Origin of the sequence: Pseudoalteromonas sp. S3776 (assembly GCF_005886915.1) — a bacterium.
Classification (GTDB): domain Bacteria; phylum Pseudomonadota; class Gammaproteobacteria; order Enterobacterales; family Alteromonadaceae; genus Pseudoalteromonas.
This window is the reverse complement of sequence record NZ_PNCU01000031.1, coordinates 20750-36328: the sequence shown is the minus strand read 5'-3', so window position 1 is coordinate 36328 and position 15579 is coordinate 20750. Positions and strand designations below refer to the sequence as shown.

General features: G+C 40.6%; 12 protein-coding genes. 6 read left to right on the top strand and 6 right to left on the bottom strand.

All coding sequences use genetic code 11. From position 1 onward, the window contains the following. Positions 1-22: 22 nt before the first annotated feature. Positions 23-457, bottom strand: coding sequence for a SulA-like leucine-rich domain-containing protein (locus CWC16_RS12880; protein ID WP_138541808.1), 435 nt, complete (start codon positions 455-457; stop codon positions 23-25). A gap of 275 nt (positions 458-732) precedes the next feature. Beyond that, positions 733-1188, bottom strand: coding sequence for a tetratricopeptide repeat protein (locus CWC16_RS12875; protein ID WP_138541807.1), 456 nt, complete (start codon positions 1186-1188; stop codon positions 733-735). Between the two features lie 117 nt (positions 1189-1305). Here CWC16_RS12875 and CWC16_RS12870 point away from each other — a divergent pair, with 117 nt between their 5' ends. After that, a complete protein-coding gene (locus CWC16_RS12870) occupies positions 1306-2598 on the top strand; it encodes an NCS2 family permease (protein ID WP_138541806.1) in 1293 nt (430 codons plus the stop codon). A 250-nt stretch (positions 2599-2848) separates the two neighbouring features. Here CWC16_RS12870 and CWC16_RS12865 read toward each other — a convergent pair whose 3' ends face one another. Then, positions 2849-3607, bottom strand: coding sequence for a hypothetical protein (locus CWC16_RS12865; RefSeq protein ID WP_138541805.1), 759 nt, complete (start codon positions 3605-3607; stop codon positions 2849-2851). A 292-nt stretch (positions 3608-3899) separates the two neighbouring features. Between CWC16_RS12865 and cysB the strand changes: the two genes are divergently transcribed. Then, positions 3900-4877, top strand: a complete 978-nt coding sequence (gene cysB / locus CWC16_RS12860; protein ID WP_055016573.1) for an HTH-type transcriptional regulator CysB — start codon at positions 3900-3902, stop codon at positions 4875-4877. A 67-nt stretch (positions 4878-4944) separates the two neighbouring features. Here cysB and CWC16_RS12855 read toward each other — a convergent pair whose 3' ends face one another. The 3 genes from CWC16_RS12855 to pabB all read right to left on the bottom strand — a co-directional run bounded on the left by CWC16_RS12855 (position 4945) and on the right by pabB (position 8352). Next, the gene (locus CWC16_RS12855; RefSeq protein WP_055016574.1) at positions 4945-6321 is read right to left on the bottom strand and encodes an L-serine ammonia-lyase; all 1377 of its coding nucleotides are present in this window, start codon (positions 6319-6321) and stop codon (positions 4945-4947) included. Positions 6322-6423: 102 nt separating this feature from the next. Next, positions 6424-6999, bottom strand: coding sequence for an NUDIX hydrolase (locus tag CWC16_RS12850; protein WP_171037657.1), 576 nt, complete (start codon positions 6997-6999; stop codon positions 6424-6426). 6 nt (positions 7000-7005) lie between these two features. Continuing rightward, complete coding sequence (gene pabB, locus CWC16_RS12845) at positions 7006-8352, bottom strand: aminodeoxychorismate synthase component I (RefSeq protein WP_138541804.1); 1347 nt, start codon at positions 8350-8352, stop codon at positions 7006-7008. 170 nt (positions 8353-8522) lie between these two features. Between pabB and CWC16_RS12840 the strand changes: the two genes are divergently transcribed. The 4 genes from CWC16_RS12840 (at position 8523) to CWC16_RS12825 (ending at position 15530) form a co-directional block, all read left to right on the top strand. Next, positions 8523-10049 carry a fumarate hydratase gene (locus CWC16_RS12840; RefSeq protein WP_055016577.1) on the top strand — a complete coding sequence of 509 codons (1527 nt, stop codon included), beginning with the start codon at positions 8523-8525 and terminating at the stop codon, positions 10047-10049. 450 nt (positions 10050-10499) lie between these two features. Further along, complete coding sequence (locus CWC16_RS12835) at positions 10500-11540, top strand: Leu/Phe/Val dehydrogenase (protein ID WP_055016578.1); 1041 nt, start codon at positions 10500-10502, stop codon at positions 11538-11540. Positions 11541-11648: 108 nt separating this feature from the next. Next, positions 11649-12287, top strand: a complete 639-nt coding sequence (locus CWC16_RS12830) for a CatA-like O-acetyltransferase (protein WP_138541840.1) — start codon at positions 11649-11651, stop codon at positions 12285-12287. Between the two features lie 354 nt (positions 12288-12641). Further along, a complete protein-coding gene (locus tag CWC16_RS12825) occupies positions 12642-15530 on the top strand; it encodes a ligand-binding sensor domain-containing diguanylate cyclase (RefSeq protein WP_349665940.1) in 2889 nt (962 codons plus the stop codon). Positions 15531-15579: the final 49 nt, after the last annotated feature.

The following is a 15579-nucleotide window of genomic DNA, read 5'->3' as shown; positions in this document are numbered from 1 at the left end:
TCAAAAATGTATTTTACCAAGCTTATTGAGTAAGTGATATTGCTGTAGTGCTGGTTTTTTTAGTAAAGCAAAATAGCTTAGCGCTTCTTTTATTTAAATTAAGCGATAAATTAACAAGCTGTTGCTCACTGACTATGTCGGTCCACGTAATAATGGCTGCAAAATTTCCATTATGAAGTGCGGAGTTAAGCACATACTCTAAATTTACTAAATGCTTTTGCCTTATCACAAGCAATTTGCTGGTATCAATAGAGCAGCTATCTAGTAAGGCTTTACTGGGCACATGGTCAGGCGCAATTAGTAAGGTCCACGCATTCGAGCTATTGTATTGGTGCAACACTTTTAGCATCTCAAATGTTGCAGAAATTTCATCTTCGACTTTTATTAAGTTTACTAACTCATTTTCGTCATGTTGTTGGTAGCTTTTAACGTTTCTTACGGTAATTGGCTGTAGCATAGGTCTCACTCACTGGGTTTATATACAGTACATGTATACAGTAGTTTATACAGTTGTTGTGTGCAAGTGTTTTTTGTTATTTTTTATACAGTTGATGACTTTAAAAAATAAATAATAAAAATAACACTTTAAAAACAGTTGCTTATAATTTATCTGTGAGAGTGAAAAATGAGGGTGCTTGCGCAACTGTATAAAGTGTAGCAGCGCTATACAGTACTTAAGAGGTGGCTATACAGTTGTTTTAATGTGTTTTACAGTACTTAGCAATACAGTAGTTAGTCATTTTTGGGGATTAAGTGAGCATACTGTATTTGGTGTATTTGCTCAAACAAGCTTGCTGCGTAGCACTGAGCGTCTTTAAGACGTTTGGTGTCGATATATTTTCTTAAATCATCTAAAGCAGCGGTTGCCGGTTCATAGCCTTGGCTGCTGGCTAAACTAAGCCATGCTGCTGCGTGAAATACACTTTTTGGTACGCCTTGGCCTTTGACAAAAAATAATCCTAAATAAAACTGGGCGCGATGATTTCCGGCCATTGCGGCAAGACGCATCCATTTAGCTGCCAATGGTGCTTGATTATGTTTTAAATAATACAGTGCTTTATTAAGTGCTGTGTGCTCGCTTACATCACTATTGCTTTCAGCGCTTTGGTTTATAGGCTGAGTTACAAAGTCTAAAATGTTGTTTAATTGCTGCTCTAAGTCTTGTCCGCTAGGCTGAGTCTTATTCATACATTTTCTTTTATATAGTTTCTACGTCAACAGTTTAGTATATCGCAAGGTAAAATGTCCTGTTTATACTTAATTTTATGATAAAATCTCGTCACTTTTTACAACCACAAGTCTATTATGCTCGAAGCTCTATTTAAACTCCGCGAAAACAACTCCAATGTGCGACGCGAAAGCATTGCAGGAGTCACTACTTTCATCACTATGGTTTACATTGTATTTGTTAACCCTGCAATGCTTGCTGAAGCAGGCATGGATCAAGGTGCTGCATTTGTAGCCACTTGTATTGCAGCTGCTATTGGCTGTTTTATTATGGGGCTGTGGGCCAATTATCCTTTAGCACTTGCGCCAGGTATGGGCCTTAACGCATTTTTTACTTATGGTGTAGTTTTAGGGATGGGTTATAGCTGGCAGGCTGCATTAGGTGCGGTATTTATGTCTGGTTGTATATTTTTAATATTAAGTTTGTTTAAGGTCCGCGAGTGGATAATTAATGCGATTCCTTTGGTTTTAAAACAAGCTATAGCAACAGGTATAGGCGCGTTTTTAGCGTTAATTGCACTAAAAAATGCAGGGATTATTGTTTCAAGCCCAGCAACATTAGTGCAGCTTGGTGATATCACTTCGGCGGGCCCTTTATTAGCTATATTAAGCTTTTTTGTGATTGCGGCTTTACTTTATCGCGATATAAAAAGTGGCGTACTTATTAGCATTTTGCTAGTAACAGGTATTGCGTTAAGCCTTGATTTAGTTCAGTACCACGGCGTAATTTCAATGCCACCGTCTATTTTACCTACGTTTATGCAACTTGATTTTGCAGCGGCCCTTGAACTTTCCATGTTAAGCGTAATTTTTGCGTTTTTGTTTGTTGACTTATTTGATACATCAGGGACGTTGGTTGCGGTAACTCAAAAAGCAGGCTTAGCCGATGAAAAAGGCAACATGCCGCGCTTAGGGCGTGCTTTAAGTGCAGATAGTACAGCGACCATTGCCGGCGCAATGTTGGGTACTTCAACAACCACTTCTTATATTGAGTCTGTGGCCGGTGTATCAGTTGGCGGGCGTACTGGCTTAACAGCCGTCGTTGTAGGTGTATGCTTTTTGCTAATGATGTTTTTTGCGCCGCTTGCGCAAATGGTGCCAGCTTATGCAACAGCGGGTGCTATTTTATACGTTGCGGTATTAATGCTGCAAAACCTTAAGTTTGTGAACTGGGATGATATGAGCGATGCAATTCCGGTAAGTGTTGTACTGCTTATGACGCCACTTACATTCTCTATTGCACATGGTATTGCGCTTGGTTTTATATCGTATACTGCGGTTAAGTTACTATGTGATAAACGCGATCAAGTGAGTATTAGTGTGTGGATTTTAACGGCGCTGTTTATTATCAAGTTTGCGTTTTTATCATAATAGCTAATGCCGATTCGTTGAATTAACAGATGTACTCAAGGGCGGGTAAATTATTATTTAGCGGCTATCACTCAGTGCCATTGCCTAGTTATACCGTGTATATCTCTTGCAGTGGTAAATGAGAGTTTATAACGGAGTGAGTGCTAGGTAGTGCCCTAAAGTACATTTGTATTCACCCATGGTAAAAACAGTTTAGCAGATACAAAAAAGCCCATACATTGTGTATGGGCTTACTTTTGGTTATTTAAAATTACCATTTCTTTTTAGGGGCAAATAACACATCGAGTTCATCTTGCTCAGCTTCTGCTTTTTTCTTAAGGGCGGTGGCGTTTGACGCTTTTAGCTCAGTACTTATTTCTTCTAAATAGGCTTCGACTTCTTGGCGTTTAGTATTTACGTATTCATCTGAATAGGTAACGGCACTAAGCGTGGCATAGGCTTTCTCAAAATACTGCCTGGCAGAGCCCACCATACTTGCCGAACGAGCAGATAAACCGCGTTTTATTTGGCTTTCTATATTAATTCTCAGTTGTAATTTTTCTAGACGCTTGTCTTCTGCGGCAAATACTTGGCTATCTACGCGTCCTTTACTATGCTCCGAACGCATAATTACTCTAAGCTTTTTTATACCTTGTATTAACGAAACTAATTGTTTGTCGTTACTTGGTAGCGATAAGTTGTCGTTGCTATTGCCTTGTACTGGCGCACTTAGCTTTTCTTTTGCTTCGTTCATCCTACTTTTTAATGCTTTAGAATTAGGTGAGTGTTTCACCATGGCGTTTAGCGCCTCGTAACATCTACGTTGCAAAGCGCGTATAACATTTTCAGAAAGCGGAATATTGGCACTATTCATTAGCGCCTCTTCGGTTTCTTCGATTATCGCTTTTTGTTTTGTTAATTCTTTACGACGTTCAACTTCTTGTTTTTCTTTATGCTGTTGTACAGCGCTTACCCACAGTGCAATCACTATTAGCGCCACTATAAGCACAATTATAATCGAAACGATCATGGCTTAACTCTCGGATTCACAATCTATTTTTTTATATTACATCAAATATATGCTTTGAGGGTAGCTTTGCGCTGATTAACTTTAAAATATGTTAAAAATTAGATATAGGAATAATGTATTATAAGTTGAACCTGAATAAACATCGCTACCTGAAGCGAATTTATTATGCTAGCCTTAGCGTCTAAATAATGAAGGTATAAGTATGCATTCAGGCAAGTATTGTATAAAGTAAACTTGTCTCTGTAGCTTGCTCCCTTCATGCTGGCCTAATAACAACGTTAAAACTGCAACCATGAAATTACAACAACTTAGATACATAGTAGAAGTTCAAAATCATAAGCTAAACGTATCAGCTACCGCTGAAAGTTTATTTACCTCACAGCCTGGTATATCTAAACAAGTGCGTATGCTAGAAGATGAGTTAGGTGTACAAATTTTCGGCCGCAGTGGTAAACATTTAACGCATGTTACAAGTGCCGGTGAAGAAATAATTAACATTTCTCGCGAAATTCTTTCTAAGGTCGAAGGAATAAAAGCCGTTGCTAATGAGCATACCTTGCCTGATCAAGGTAAACTAAATATAGCCACTACACATACTCAGGCTCGTTACGCTTTACCCAGTGTTATCCAAGGGTTTATGAAAAAATACCCCGCTGTTTCGCTGCATATGCACCAAGGTACACCACAACAAATATCCGATGCGGCAGCGCGCGGAGACGCTGACTTTGCCATCGCAACAGAGGCGCTTCATTTATATTCAGATTTAGTTATGCTGCCTTGTTATCATTGGAATCGCAGCATTGTAGTGGCAAAAGATCATCCATTAGCACAAAAGGCCGACAGTTTAACTGTTGCTGATATAGCTCAGTATCCACTTATTACGTATGTATTTGGTTTTACTGGTCGCTCTGAACTCGACAAAGCATTTAACGCACATGGCCTTGAGCCACACATTGTGTTTACTGCAACAGATGCCGATGTAATAAAAACGTATGTAAGGTTAGGGCTAGGTGTAGGTGTAGTTGCCTCAATGGCCGTTGATCAATTAAGTGACACTGATTTAGTGTGTATTGATGCTAGTCATTTATTTGAAGCGAGTACAACTAAAATTGGCTTTAGAAAGGGCAGTTTTTTACGTACTTATATGTATGACTTTATTGAACGTTTTGCCCCGCATTTAACTAAAGAGCGAGTAGAGCGCGCTAGTTTGTTACGTAATCAAGAAGATGTTGATGCGTTGTTTGCAGACATAGAACTGCCGGTAAAATAGCAAAGCTTTGTACTAAAAATAAAAAACCGCGTATTACTAAAATACGCGGTTTTTTGTTTTTATACGCTTAACATTCAATAATGTTTACCGCTAATCCACCGCGTGCGGTTTCTTTGTATTTGGTTTTCATGTCGTTGCCAGTATCAAGCATGGTTTTAATGACTTTATCAAGCGACACCTTTTGCTCGCCACTGCCACGTATTGCTAGGCGCGAGGCATTAATTGCTTTAATGGCGCCCATGGCATTGCGCTCAATACACGGTACTTGTACCAATCCGCCTACAGGGTCGCAGGTTAGACCTAAATTATGTTCCATGCCTATTTCTGCGGCGTTTTCAACATGTACTACATTACCACCAACAATTTCGGTGAGTGCGCCGGCAGCCATTGAACAAGCCACACCCACTTCACCTTGGCAGCCTACTTCTGCACCCGAAATAGAGGCATTTTTTTTGTATAAAATACCAATAGCCGCTGCGGTTAATAAATAGCGCGTGGCTATGTCGCGGTCCACTTCTTTAATAAACGTGTGGTAGTACATTAGTACGGCAGGTAATATACCCGCTGCGCCATTTGTAGGCGCAGTAACTACGCGACCCCCCGCGGCATTTTCTTCATTTACAGCAAGGGCAAATAAATCCACCCAATCCATTGCTCTAAGCGGGTCATTGCTTACTTCTACATTGAGTTTTAAATATAAGCTAGGTGCACGGCGTTTAACTTTTAAACCACCAGGTAAAATGCCCTCGGTGCGCATGCCTCGCTCTATACAGGCTTTCATAACTTGCCAAATATTAAATAGCTCGTCTTTAATATCGTCTTCTTTGCGCAGCGTTTTTTCGTTGTGCATCATTAAGGTTGATACACTCAAGCCGGATTCTTTACATAGCTCTAGCAAATCTTTTGCGCTTTCGAATGGGTAAGGCGCAGGGTTTTGTTCGCGTATATCAAGGGCTGCTTGTTTTTCGTTTTCAAATTCTTCATCGGTAACAATAAAGCCGCCGCCAATAGAATAGTACACTTTGCTATATACTTTTTCGCCATTGCTTGAGGCAATAATTTCCATTGCATTAGAATGCTTAGGTAAGGTTTTACGGCGATGAAAAACAATAGCTCCTTGCTTAGGAAAGTTCGCTTTATGGGTTTGGTTTAGGTATATCACTTGCTCTTTTTCAATGGTAGCAAGAATATCGTCAACTAAATCAGCATCAATTGTTTCTGGATCGTATCCTGCAAGTCCTAATATTACGGCTTTACCGGAGCCATGGCCTACGCCGGTTTGACCCAGTGAGCCATAAAGCTCAACTTTTATATCGGTAACAGAAGTTAAAAGTTGTTGTTCTTGAAGGTCATTAACAAATAAGCGCGAGGCGCGCATTGGGCCAACGGTGTGTGACGACGATGGGCCAATACCAATGCTAAACATATCAAATGCACTGATCATATTATGGGTCTCTACTATATTTACTCAGCCCTGGAGCTGTTCTTTGAACGGTCGAGTATCATAACGTTAATTCTATATTATGTAACTATTTGCCAATAAGTTTTAAACTGGTAGGGCAAGCTGTTTTGTAAAGTTTTTTATAATGTTAGCCGTTGCTCCCCACAGTAATCCGTGCGGTGTACTAAACCCTTGCAAGTTGATTTTTTTGCCAAATCGCTGAAAAGGAATGGGCTGCCAATTGGCCTCGTTTGAAAGCGCAGTAAGCGACAGTAAAAAGCTTGCTTGCACTTCATTATAATCATTCTCCCATACTGTGTGTTTATCAAGTAAACCCACAAATGGGCTAATGCTAAAGCCCGTTAGGGTAGAGTATTGCGGCAGCTGACCGAGCACTGTGACATGACTTGGCGCTATATTAAGCTCTTCATGTAGTTCTCGAAGTGCTGTGGTACGCAGGTGCTTATCGCTTTGCTCAAACTTACCGCCGGGTAAACAAATTTCCCCAGGGTGGTGATGTAAATAAGTAGGGCGTTTGCACAATAAAATATGCGCGTGGTTATCAACATCAATAATAGGCAGCATAACCGCACTGGCACGCTTTTTACGGGTATCTTTTATTTGATTTGGCGCGGCAGTAGGGCTTAGCTGAAACCGCGCCATAATATGTTCACTATTCAAAGCGTTCTACTGTTTTAATAAAGGAAGTATTTTATTCACTTTATCGTATGTTTCTTGGTATTCCAATTCGACTTTAGAATCAGCGACAATACCCCCGCCGGCCCAGCAATAAATATGCTCGTTATGACAAACTAATGTACGGATTGTAATACTGGTGTCCATATTACCGCAGGCGCTTAAATACCCTATAGAGCCACAGTAAATACTCCGCCTATGAGGCTCTAGCTCTTCAATTATTTCCATTGCTCTAATTTTCGGTGCACCGGTGATTGACCCTCCGGGGAATGCAGCTTCAAGTTGATCAACACACGTTTTATTCTCATCGAGTTCGGCCGTGACAGTACTGACTAAGTGATGAACAGCCGGAAAGCTCTCAATAGCAAACAGTGAGGGCACCTTTACAGAGCCAGGCTTTGCCACTTTGCCTAAATCGTTACGCAGTAAATCAACAATCATTACGTTTTCTGCGCGGTCTTTGGTTGAGTTTTCAAGGGCCCTGGCTTGTTGTTGGTCTGCGATGGCATCGGCCATACGTGGCAAAGTGCCTTTGATAGGTTTTGTTTCAACTATGTTGTCGTGAACTGCAATAAAGCGCTCGGGCGATATTGATAAAATGGCACCACCTGGGTGGTTTATGAAGCTAGAGAACGGCGCTTTATTTGCTACACGTAATATTTTATAGGCTTGGAAAGGATCGCCTTTAAAGCTAGCACTAAAGCGCTGCGCGAGGTTGATTTGATAGCAATCACCACTTTTTAAATAATCTTGTATTTGCGAAAATTTATCAGCGTATTCATGCTTACTCATATTTGATTGCCAATCACTGGTGAGCGAAAAGTGTGCAGGCGCTACATCGTTTGCTAAATATTGCTGGTAAAGCGCTAGGCGATTTATCTTTGGTTGAGAAACGTAAAACCAGCTTTGCTGGCGTTTATCAAATATTAGCGCATCTAAATAAAGACCAATGGCCATTTGTGGCAACGTTATATCGTGTTTTGCTGTGCTTGGCATGTGCTCAATAATACGGCCTAAGTCGTAACCAAAATAACCAAGCCAGCCGCCATTAAAGGGCAGGTTATTAGCGGCTTTTTGCGTGCTAAGTTTACTTAGCTCATCGTTCATTATTGTAAAGGGGCTACGTGAGTCAAGTTGCTGATTAAATACGCTTTGATTGTTATTGACTTCTAAAATAGCGTGGGGCTCTATCGCAATAATATCGTAGCGACTATTTATGTGCTCGCTATTGGCTGAGTCTAGTAATACGGCATAGGGTAAATGCGCAAAATGCGCGAAAACATCAATGCAGTTTTGTGTTATGGCTAATTTTACACAATTTTTTTCATTGTTTAGCATTTGCTGCCCCTTTAAGAACTGGCTCGAAACGGGCTGGGAGGGTATCATAAGTCAAATTTTTTTGGCAGCGTTTAGTATCAAATCTACGTTGTAATTAAAACAGTGCAAACCACCGTCACCGGTTTGGTATAGATTACGCTTAAGCGTAACGCTAACTTAAGGAACCACTAATGAGTACAATCCGTCAGCAAGACTTTATTGATAGCATTGAAGATGCGTTGCAATATATTTCTTTTTATCACCCTCTTGATTTTGTTCAAGCGCTAGAAAAAGCCTATAACAAAGAACAAAGCAAGGCTGCAAAAGATGCAATCGCGCAAATTTTAATTAACTCGCGTATGTCGGCTGAAGGCAAGCGTCCATTGTGTCAAGACACGGGTATTATTACCTGTTTTGTAAAAGTAGGAATGGATGTTAAGTGGGATAAAACAGATTTAACTGTACAACAAATGGTTGATGAAGGCACACGTCGCGCATATTTAAACCCAGATAATCCACTACGCGCTTCTATTGTAGCTGACCCTGCAGGCACGCGTAAAAACACCAAAGATAATACCCCATCAGTTGTTCATATTGACTTAGTGCCGGGTGGCGAAGTAGAAGTAATGGTTGCAGCGAAAGGCGGCGGCTCAGAGAACAAAAGTAAAATGGTTATGCTAAACCCATCTGACGATGTCGCTGCATGGGTAGAAAAAACGCTACCGACGATGGGCGCAGGCTGGTGTCCGCCTGGCATGCTAGGTATAGGTATTGGCGGTACCGCCGAAAAAGCAGCGGTAATGGCCAAAGAGTCGTTAATGGACCCTGTTGATATTCATGAGCTAATGGAGCGCGGTGCACAAACAACAGAAGAAAAATTACGTTTAGAAATTTTTGAACGTGCTAACAAGCTAGGTATTGGTGCACAAGGTTTAGGTGGTTTAACAACGGTTGTTGATATTAAAGTAAAAACTGCACCTACACATGCGGCATCAAAACCTGTAGTGATGATCCCTAACTGTGCTGCTACGCGCCACGTACACTTTACATTAGATGGATCAGGCCCTGCAGATTTAAAAGCGCCTAAGCTAGAAGACTGGCCAGAAGTCACCTTTGAAGTAGGTGAAGGAACGCGTCGTGTTAATTTAGACACGCTAACTAAAGAAGATACTCGTGAGTGGAAAATGGGTGAAACTATTTTACTCTCAGGCACTATTTTAACAGGCCGTGACGCTGCCCATAAACGCTTACAAGATATGATCAATTCAGGTGAAGGTTTACCTGAAGGCGTAGACTTCGATAATAAGTTTATTTATTACGTTGGCCCAGTTGATGCTGTAGGTGATGAAGCTGTAGGCCCTGCAGGCCCTACAACCGCAACACGCATGGATAAATTTACCGATATGATGTTAGAAAAAACCGGCATTGTAGGCATGATAGGTAAAGCTGAGCGTGGTCCTGCTACAGTTGAGTCGATTAAAGAGCATAAATCGGTTTATTTAATGGCTGTAGGTGGTGCGGCATATTTAGTATCTAAAGCAATTAAAAAAGCACGCGTGGTTGCCTTTGAAGATTTAGGTATGGAAGCAATCTACGAATTTGAAGTAGAAGATATGCCAGTTACAGTTGCTGTAGATAGCGAAGGTGCAAATGCACACACACAAGGCCCTGCCATTTGGAAAGCTAAAATTGAAGAGCTAGACGGTAAGCTTAAATAAAGGTTTGCGTAATCTAATAACAAAGCGAGCTTAGGCTCGCTTTTTTTGTATTTTTTAATAAACACACTAAAAAAGCGCAAATCACCTCTTTAAATAAACACCTCAGACCAGTTGCGGTAAATCTGATTTTTTCTTCATAAACCTATACACTGTGCGCCTTTGCTGGGAGGGGAGCAGTGTAATACAAGGTTTACACTTAGCGTTACCTTTACGTTCACGTAAGTGTGAGCGTACTTTTGATCGGCGGTGTTAGTTTTAAATTTAACTTATATGCCTTCTGTTGGATTTTTTATCCATGTTTTTATGATATATAGGTTTATTAATTTATATAGCTCACTTTTTAAGGGTTTAACTTGTCATTGTGTAGCCCCCTCAAAAATGAAGTGGTAAAGTTTCGTCAATTTCCAGCGCTCATCCCTCTCACGGGTAAACTATTTTGGAGTAATAACAGTGGCTGTGTTTAATCAAGCTGAATTTGATAACCACGAACAAGTGGTTTTTTGTTCTGACGAAGCGTCAGGTTTAAAAGCAATTATTGCCGTGCACAATACCAACCTTGGCCCTGCAGTTGGCGGTTGTAGAATGTGGGATTATGCAAAAGATGAAGATGCAGTATACGATGTGCTGCGCTTATCTAAGGGCATGACCTATAAAAATGCAGTCGCACGTTTGCCATTTGGTGGTGGTAAATCAGTTATTATTGGTGATGCAAAAAAAATTAAGTCTGAGCAGTTATTCCGTGCTTTTGGCCGCCAATTAGAGCGATTAAATGGCAGTTACTATTCAGCAGAAGATGTGAACATTACTTGCGATGATGTTGCATTAATGAATAAAGAAACAAACTATGTACTGGGCCTTGAAGGGAAAAGCGGAAACCCGTCACCTTTTACAGCATATGGTACTTTTTTAGGAATTAAAGCAGCGTTACAGCATCAGCGAGGTCATCAAGATTTTTCGGGTATTAAAGTGGCTGTGCAAGGCTTAGGTGCTGTAGCCTATGGTTTATGTAAACACCTAGCTGAGGCCGGTGCGCAACTATTTGTAACTGATATAAATCAAGATTCAGTAGAACGTGTAGTTAATGACTTTGGTGCAACATCGGTAGGTATTGATGAAATTTACGATCTTGATGTTGATGTGTACGCACCTTGTGCGCTTGGCGCAACGGTTAACGATGAAACTATACCACGCCTTAAAGCAACGATTATTGCAGGTTGTGCAAATAACCAATTAGCACAATCTCGCCACGGTGAAGTACTTCGTGAAAAAGGTATTTTGTATGCACCCGATTACGTTATTAACGCTGGTGGCATTATTAATGTGTATTACGAAACTGCACCTCAAGGCTACAGTGAAGCGGCGTCTAATAAACATGTTGAAGGCATATACGATACGCTTACTGAAATTTTTGCGCGTAGTGAAAAAGAGCAAAAATCAACGCATTTGATAGCCGATGAGTTAGCGCAAGAGATTATTAAAAACGGTCTTTAATTTAGCTCTATTATTTTTAAAAAGGCGTACTTTGGTACGCCTTTTTTGTTTATACTTTATGGCGTTACCTTTAACCGTATGGATAATATGACTAATACAAACGCCTTAATGGAGCCAATTGATTTTGATACTTGGCCTCGCAAGCAACACTTTGAATTGTTTAAAAACTTCACCCAGCCATATTTTAATGTGTGTGTAACACTTAACGCCAAGCCTTTATTTGAATATTGTAAACAAAATAAACTGTCTTTTTTTCAAGCATATGTGCATGCCACACTAACAGCATGCCACGCCTATAACCCGATCATGCTAAGGATTATCAATGAGCGTCCATGGCGCTTAAAGCAAGTTAGAGCGAGTGTGGTAGAGCTTGCCAGCGATGATTCGTTTATATTTAGTTATTTTAATTATTCATCTTGCTTTGAAGCTTTTTCTCAACACGCGACCACTATAAGTGCCAATGCTAAATCTCAACCGTTATTTTCTCAGGCATTCAATCAAACCGAAGGACAGGCTGATTTGATACATATTTCAGTGCTGCCATGGCTGAACTTTAGCAGTTTTTCGCATGCCTTTAGTGAAGGGAAATGTTTAGGCATTCCTAAGTTTGTGTTTGGTCAATATAATAAAACCACGGGACTAATGCCGTTTTCGATTGATGTGCATCATTCTTTAATGGACGGTTTACACGTCGCAGCGTTTATAAGCGTATTACAAGATAATATTAACAACTTTTGTAAAGATTAATTAAATTTAGTTAATGCAATGTGTTTATTCGCTATGGTAGTATTTTTAATTAAATAGGTGGGTATAAGTTAATTTGTAACGATTAGCTGATCCGTTTAAAGCATAACGCTTTAATAACTTATTAAAAGGTGTCTTTAGCACGTATTATTTGTTGTTGACGCTATTGTTTAGTTTAAATTAAAGCGCTTGTTAGCGCTTAAACAAAGCATAGTGTATTCACCCCGTGCGTATAGGGATTTTAGCACTTTGTTGGATGTACAGTTTAGATGTGAGCAGTGTCGAGTAAATTCTTTCCCGCTACGCTTAAATAACGTTAAAACGCTTACACAAGTAAAAGAATAACTAAGGCAGTTGATGATGAGACAATTAAGCATTATATGTTCTTTTTTCGTCATGTTTTTATGTGAAGCTCAAGAGCAAACGCGCTTACCGTTAAGCGATTATTTTTCTGAAACATGGAATACTCGCTCAGGACTGCCGCATAACAGTATTAATAGTGTTACTCAAACTCAAGATGGTTACTTATGGGTTGCTACCTGGGAAGGTTTAGCACGGTTTAATGGGCAAGAGTTTACAATACTAACCCGTGCCCATATAAATAATTTACCCGACTCAGGTTTAAGGGCCTTAACACCAACACAAAGCGGTGGGCTATATATAGCGGGCTCGCGAGGTGGGATTAGTTTATATCAACATAGGCAGTGGGACACGCAGCGCTCAGCGTCTACCATGGTTAATCATTTAATAGAAAGTGCTGATAAAAGCCTATGGTTAGCCCTTGAAAACGATGGGGTTTTTTATCGTGAGCACAACAGCGATACCGACCTTGCGATAATTAAAAATGTGAGTGCTTATCGCGTTATAGAAGACAGCGACGGGGTTATTTGGGCTGCAACTAGTGCGGGCCTTTATAAAATAGATAATAAAATACCCACCCTAATGACGCCTCACTTTGGTTTACCCAATGCGCCCGTATACAATTTATTAATTACCCGAGGCGGCTCGCTGATAGTGGGAAGCGAAAAAGGCGCATGGATCAAAATAAATTCGCAGTTTCGGCCTATACATGAACAGCTTGCAAATGAATCAATTTCTAGTTTACTAGAGGACAATCATGGTGATTTATGGTTCGGCACAATTAATAAAGGGGTATTTAGGTTATCACCTGACGGTGTAGAGCAATTAGATGCCAAAAACGGACTGCCAGCCAACCGAATTTTGTCTTTGTTACAAGATAGAGAAAATAGCATTTGGATTGGCACAAACGCGGGATTGTTTCGTCTGCGTGAGTCGCCGTTTTCATCGTGGACCCATAAGAGAGGCTTAGCCGGGGATTATACCCGTACAGTGCTTTCTCACTCTGATGGTAGTTTATGGGTTGGGGGTAGCTCAGGCTTAAACATAATCAAAAACAATCGTGCTATCTTGGTCTCAGGCTCTAAACAAAGCAATCCTTACTCTATACTTAGTTTACACGAAGCACCCGATGGGAGTGTATGGGCTGGCACCTATACCTCGGGTGTTTTAAAAGTAGTCAATAATACCTTTACCCCATTCATTAGTCGTAGCACGGGCCTTGGAAGTAACGAAGTAAGAGCGTTATTATTTGATTCTAAAAACCGTTTGTGGATAGGCTCCGCTATGGGGCTTACGCGCATAAATGAAGATGGCAGCTTAGAGCAATTTACAAATAAAAAAGAGTTACCAAGCGGGTTTATACTCACGCTTAGTGAAGATAACGCAGGTAATATCTGGGTAGGCACCGGCAATGGGGTGGTGGTATTTGATATTGTTAGTGAACACTTTACAACGGTTGAATTTCCGCGTGAGTTTTCTGCTAAATATGCGTTTGGGTTTTATATTGATGATACTTATACCTGGATGGCTACAGATAGAGGCTTAGTACGCTATGAGCTAAAAAGCGGGAAAATGGCCATGCTTGGCTTAGAGCAAGGTTTACCTATCGATAAACTATTTCAAGTGGTGCCGCATAATGGTTCATTTTGGCTTTCGAGCAACCGCGGGATCATTCAAATCGATAAAAATCATATACAACAAATTCTCGATGCGCCTGCGAACGCTAAAGCACCTGTGCTTAACTATCAACTGTATGATGAAGGCGATGGCATGTTAAGTGCGCAGGCTAATGGCGGCTCAACGCCTTCGGCTGTAACGCATCACGATGGGAGTATTTGGTTTGCAACTGCTAAGGGGGTAAGTACTGTAAAACCTGCTCGCTTAAAAGCATCAACGCAAATTGCACTGCCGACCATTATTGAAAATATTTTTGTAGATGGTAAGCCTATTGCACTTCCGCTTGAAGGGGAGTCGGTCTTTTTGCCGCCGGGGGTTTCTCGTTTATCGTTTCATTATGCAGGGCTGAGCTTTATTATGCCGCAGCGATTAAACTTTCAAACCCAATTAAAAGGATTTAACGATAAATGGGTTAGTCGCCAGCATATGACCGGTGCTGAGTACACCAATTTACCCCCAGGGGAGTATACCTTTATGGTACGCGCAAGTTACCCTAACGCACATTGGCAAGATAATCAGCAAGCTGTAAATATTGTAATTCAGTCATTTTTTTGGCAAAAACCGCAATTTAGGTTTGCAATATTTGTATTTTTTTTAATGGTGATTTTTGCCATATACAAATACCGTTTATATCACTATAAAAAAATAGAAATAGAGCTGACTAATCGCGTAGAAAAACAAACGCAAGACCTACAAACGCAAGCCAATGCGTTTGCGTACCAAGCAACGCACGACCAACTTACCGATATGCCTAACAGGCGTGCTTTTGATAGCTGGCTTGCTCATAACTTTGCCACTTACAAACAGCAAAACCGACCCTTAGCCATAGCCATACTGGATATTGATCACTTTAAGCGAATTAACGATAACTGGTCGCATATAATTGGTGACAAAGTGATTTGTACTATTGCAGATCTACTTAAAAATGGCTGCCAAGAAAACCAGCATATAGCACGATGGGGCGGTGAAGAGTTTACCATTGTTTTTGCAGATAAAACCGCTGGCGAAGCAAAAATGATATGTGAAGCACTGCGCGAGAGCATTGCACAACATGACTTTTCGGCTATTGGTGAGGGGTTAAGTGTAACAGCGAGTTTTGGTTTGTCTGACTCAACCAACGTGGGTGATTACGACCGTCTTTTATCGCGAGCAGATCAAGCCTTATACAAAGCTAAAAATAGCGGACGAAATTGCACAGAAATTATCTGATTGAAAATGAGTGCAGGCGCACATATTAATAAGAGACTAACTTATTTTG

Excerpts from the sequence above, each read along its gene's own strand:
- CWC16_RS12825 (WP_349665940.1), top strand. The coding sequence starts at position 12,642 with ATGATGAGACAATTAAGCATTATATGTTCTTTTTTCGTCATGTTTTTA.
- pabB (WP_138541804.1), bottom strand. The coding sequence starts at position 8,352 with ATGCTAAACAATGAAAAAAATTGTGTAAAATTAGCCATAACACAAAAC.
- cysB (WP_055016573.1), top strand. The coding sequence starts at position 3,900 with ATGAAATTACAACAACTTAGATACATAGTAGAAGTTCAAAATCATAAG.
- CWC16_RS12880 (WP_138541808.1), bottom strand. The coding sequence starts at position 457 with ATGCTACAGCCAATTACCGTAAGAAACGTTAAAAGCTACCAACAACAT.
- CWC16_RS12840 (WP_055016577.1), top strand. The coding sequence starts at position 8,523 with ATGAGTACAATCCGTCAGCAAGACTTTATTGATAGCATTGAAGATGCG.
- CWC16_RS12830 (WP_138541840.1), top strand. The coding sequence starts at position 11,649 with ATGGAGCCAATTGATTTTGATACTTGGCCTCGCAAGCAACACTTTGAA.
- CWC16_RS12870 (WP_138541806.1), top strand. The coding sequence starts at position 1,306 with ATGCTCGAAGCTCTATTTAAACTCCGCGAAAACAACTCCAATGTGCGA.
- CWC16_RS12855 (WP_055016574.1), bottom strand. The coding sequence starts at position 6,321 with ATGATCAGTGCATTTGATATGTTTAGCATTGGTATTGGCCCATCGTCG.
- CWC16_RS12865 (WP_138541805.1), bottom strand. The coding sequence starts at position 3,607 with ATGATCGTTTCGATTATAATTGTGCTTATAGTGGCGCTAATAGTGATT.
- CWC16_RS12875 (WP_138541807.1), bottom strand. The coding sequence starts at position 1,188 with ATGAATAAGACTCAGCCTAGCGGACAAGACTTAGAGCAGCAATTAAAC.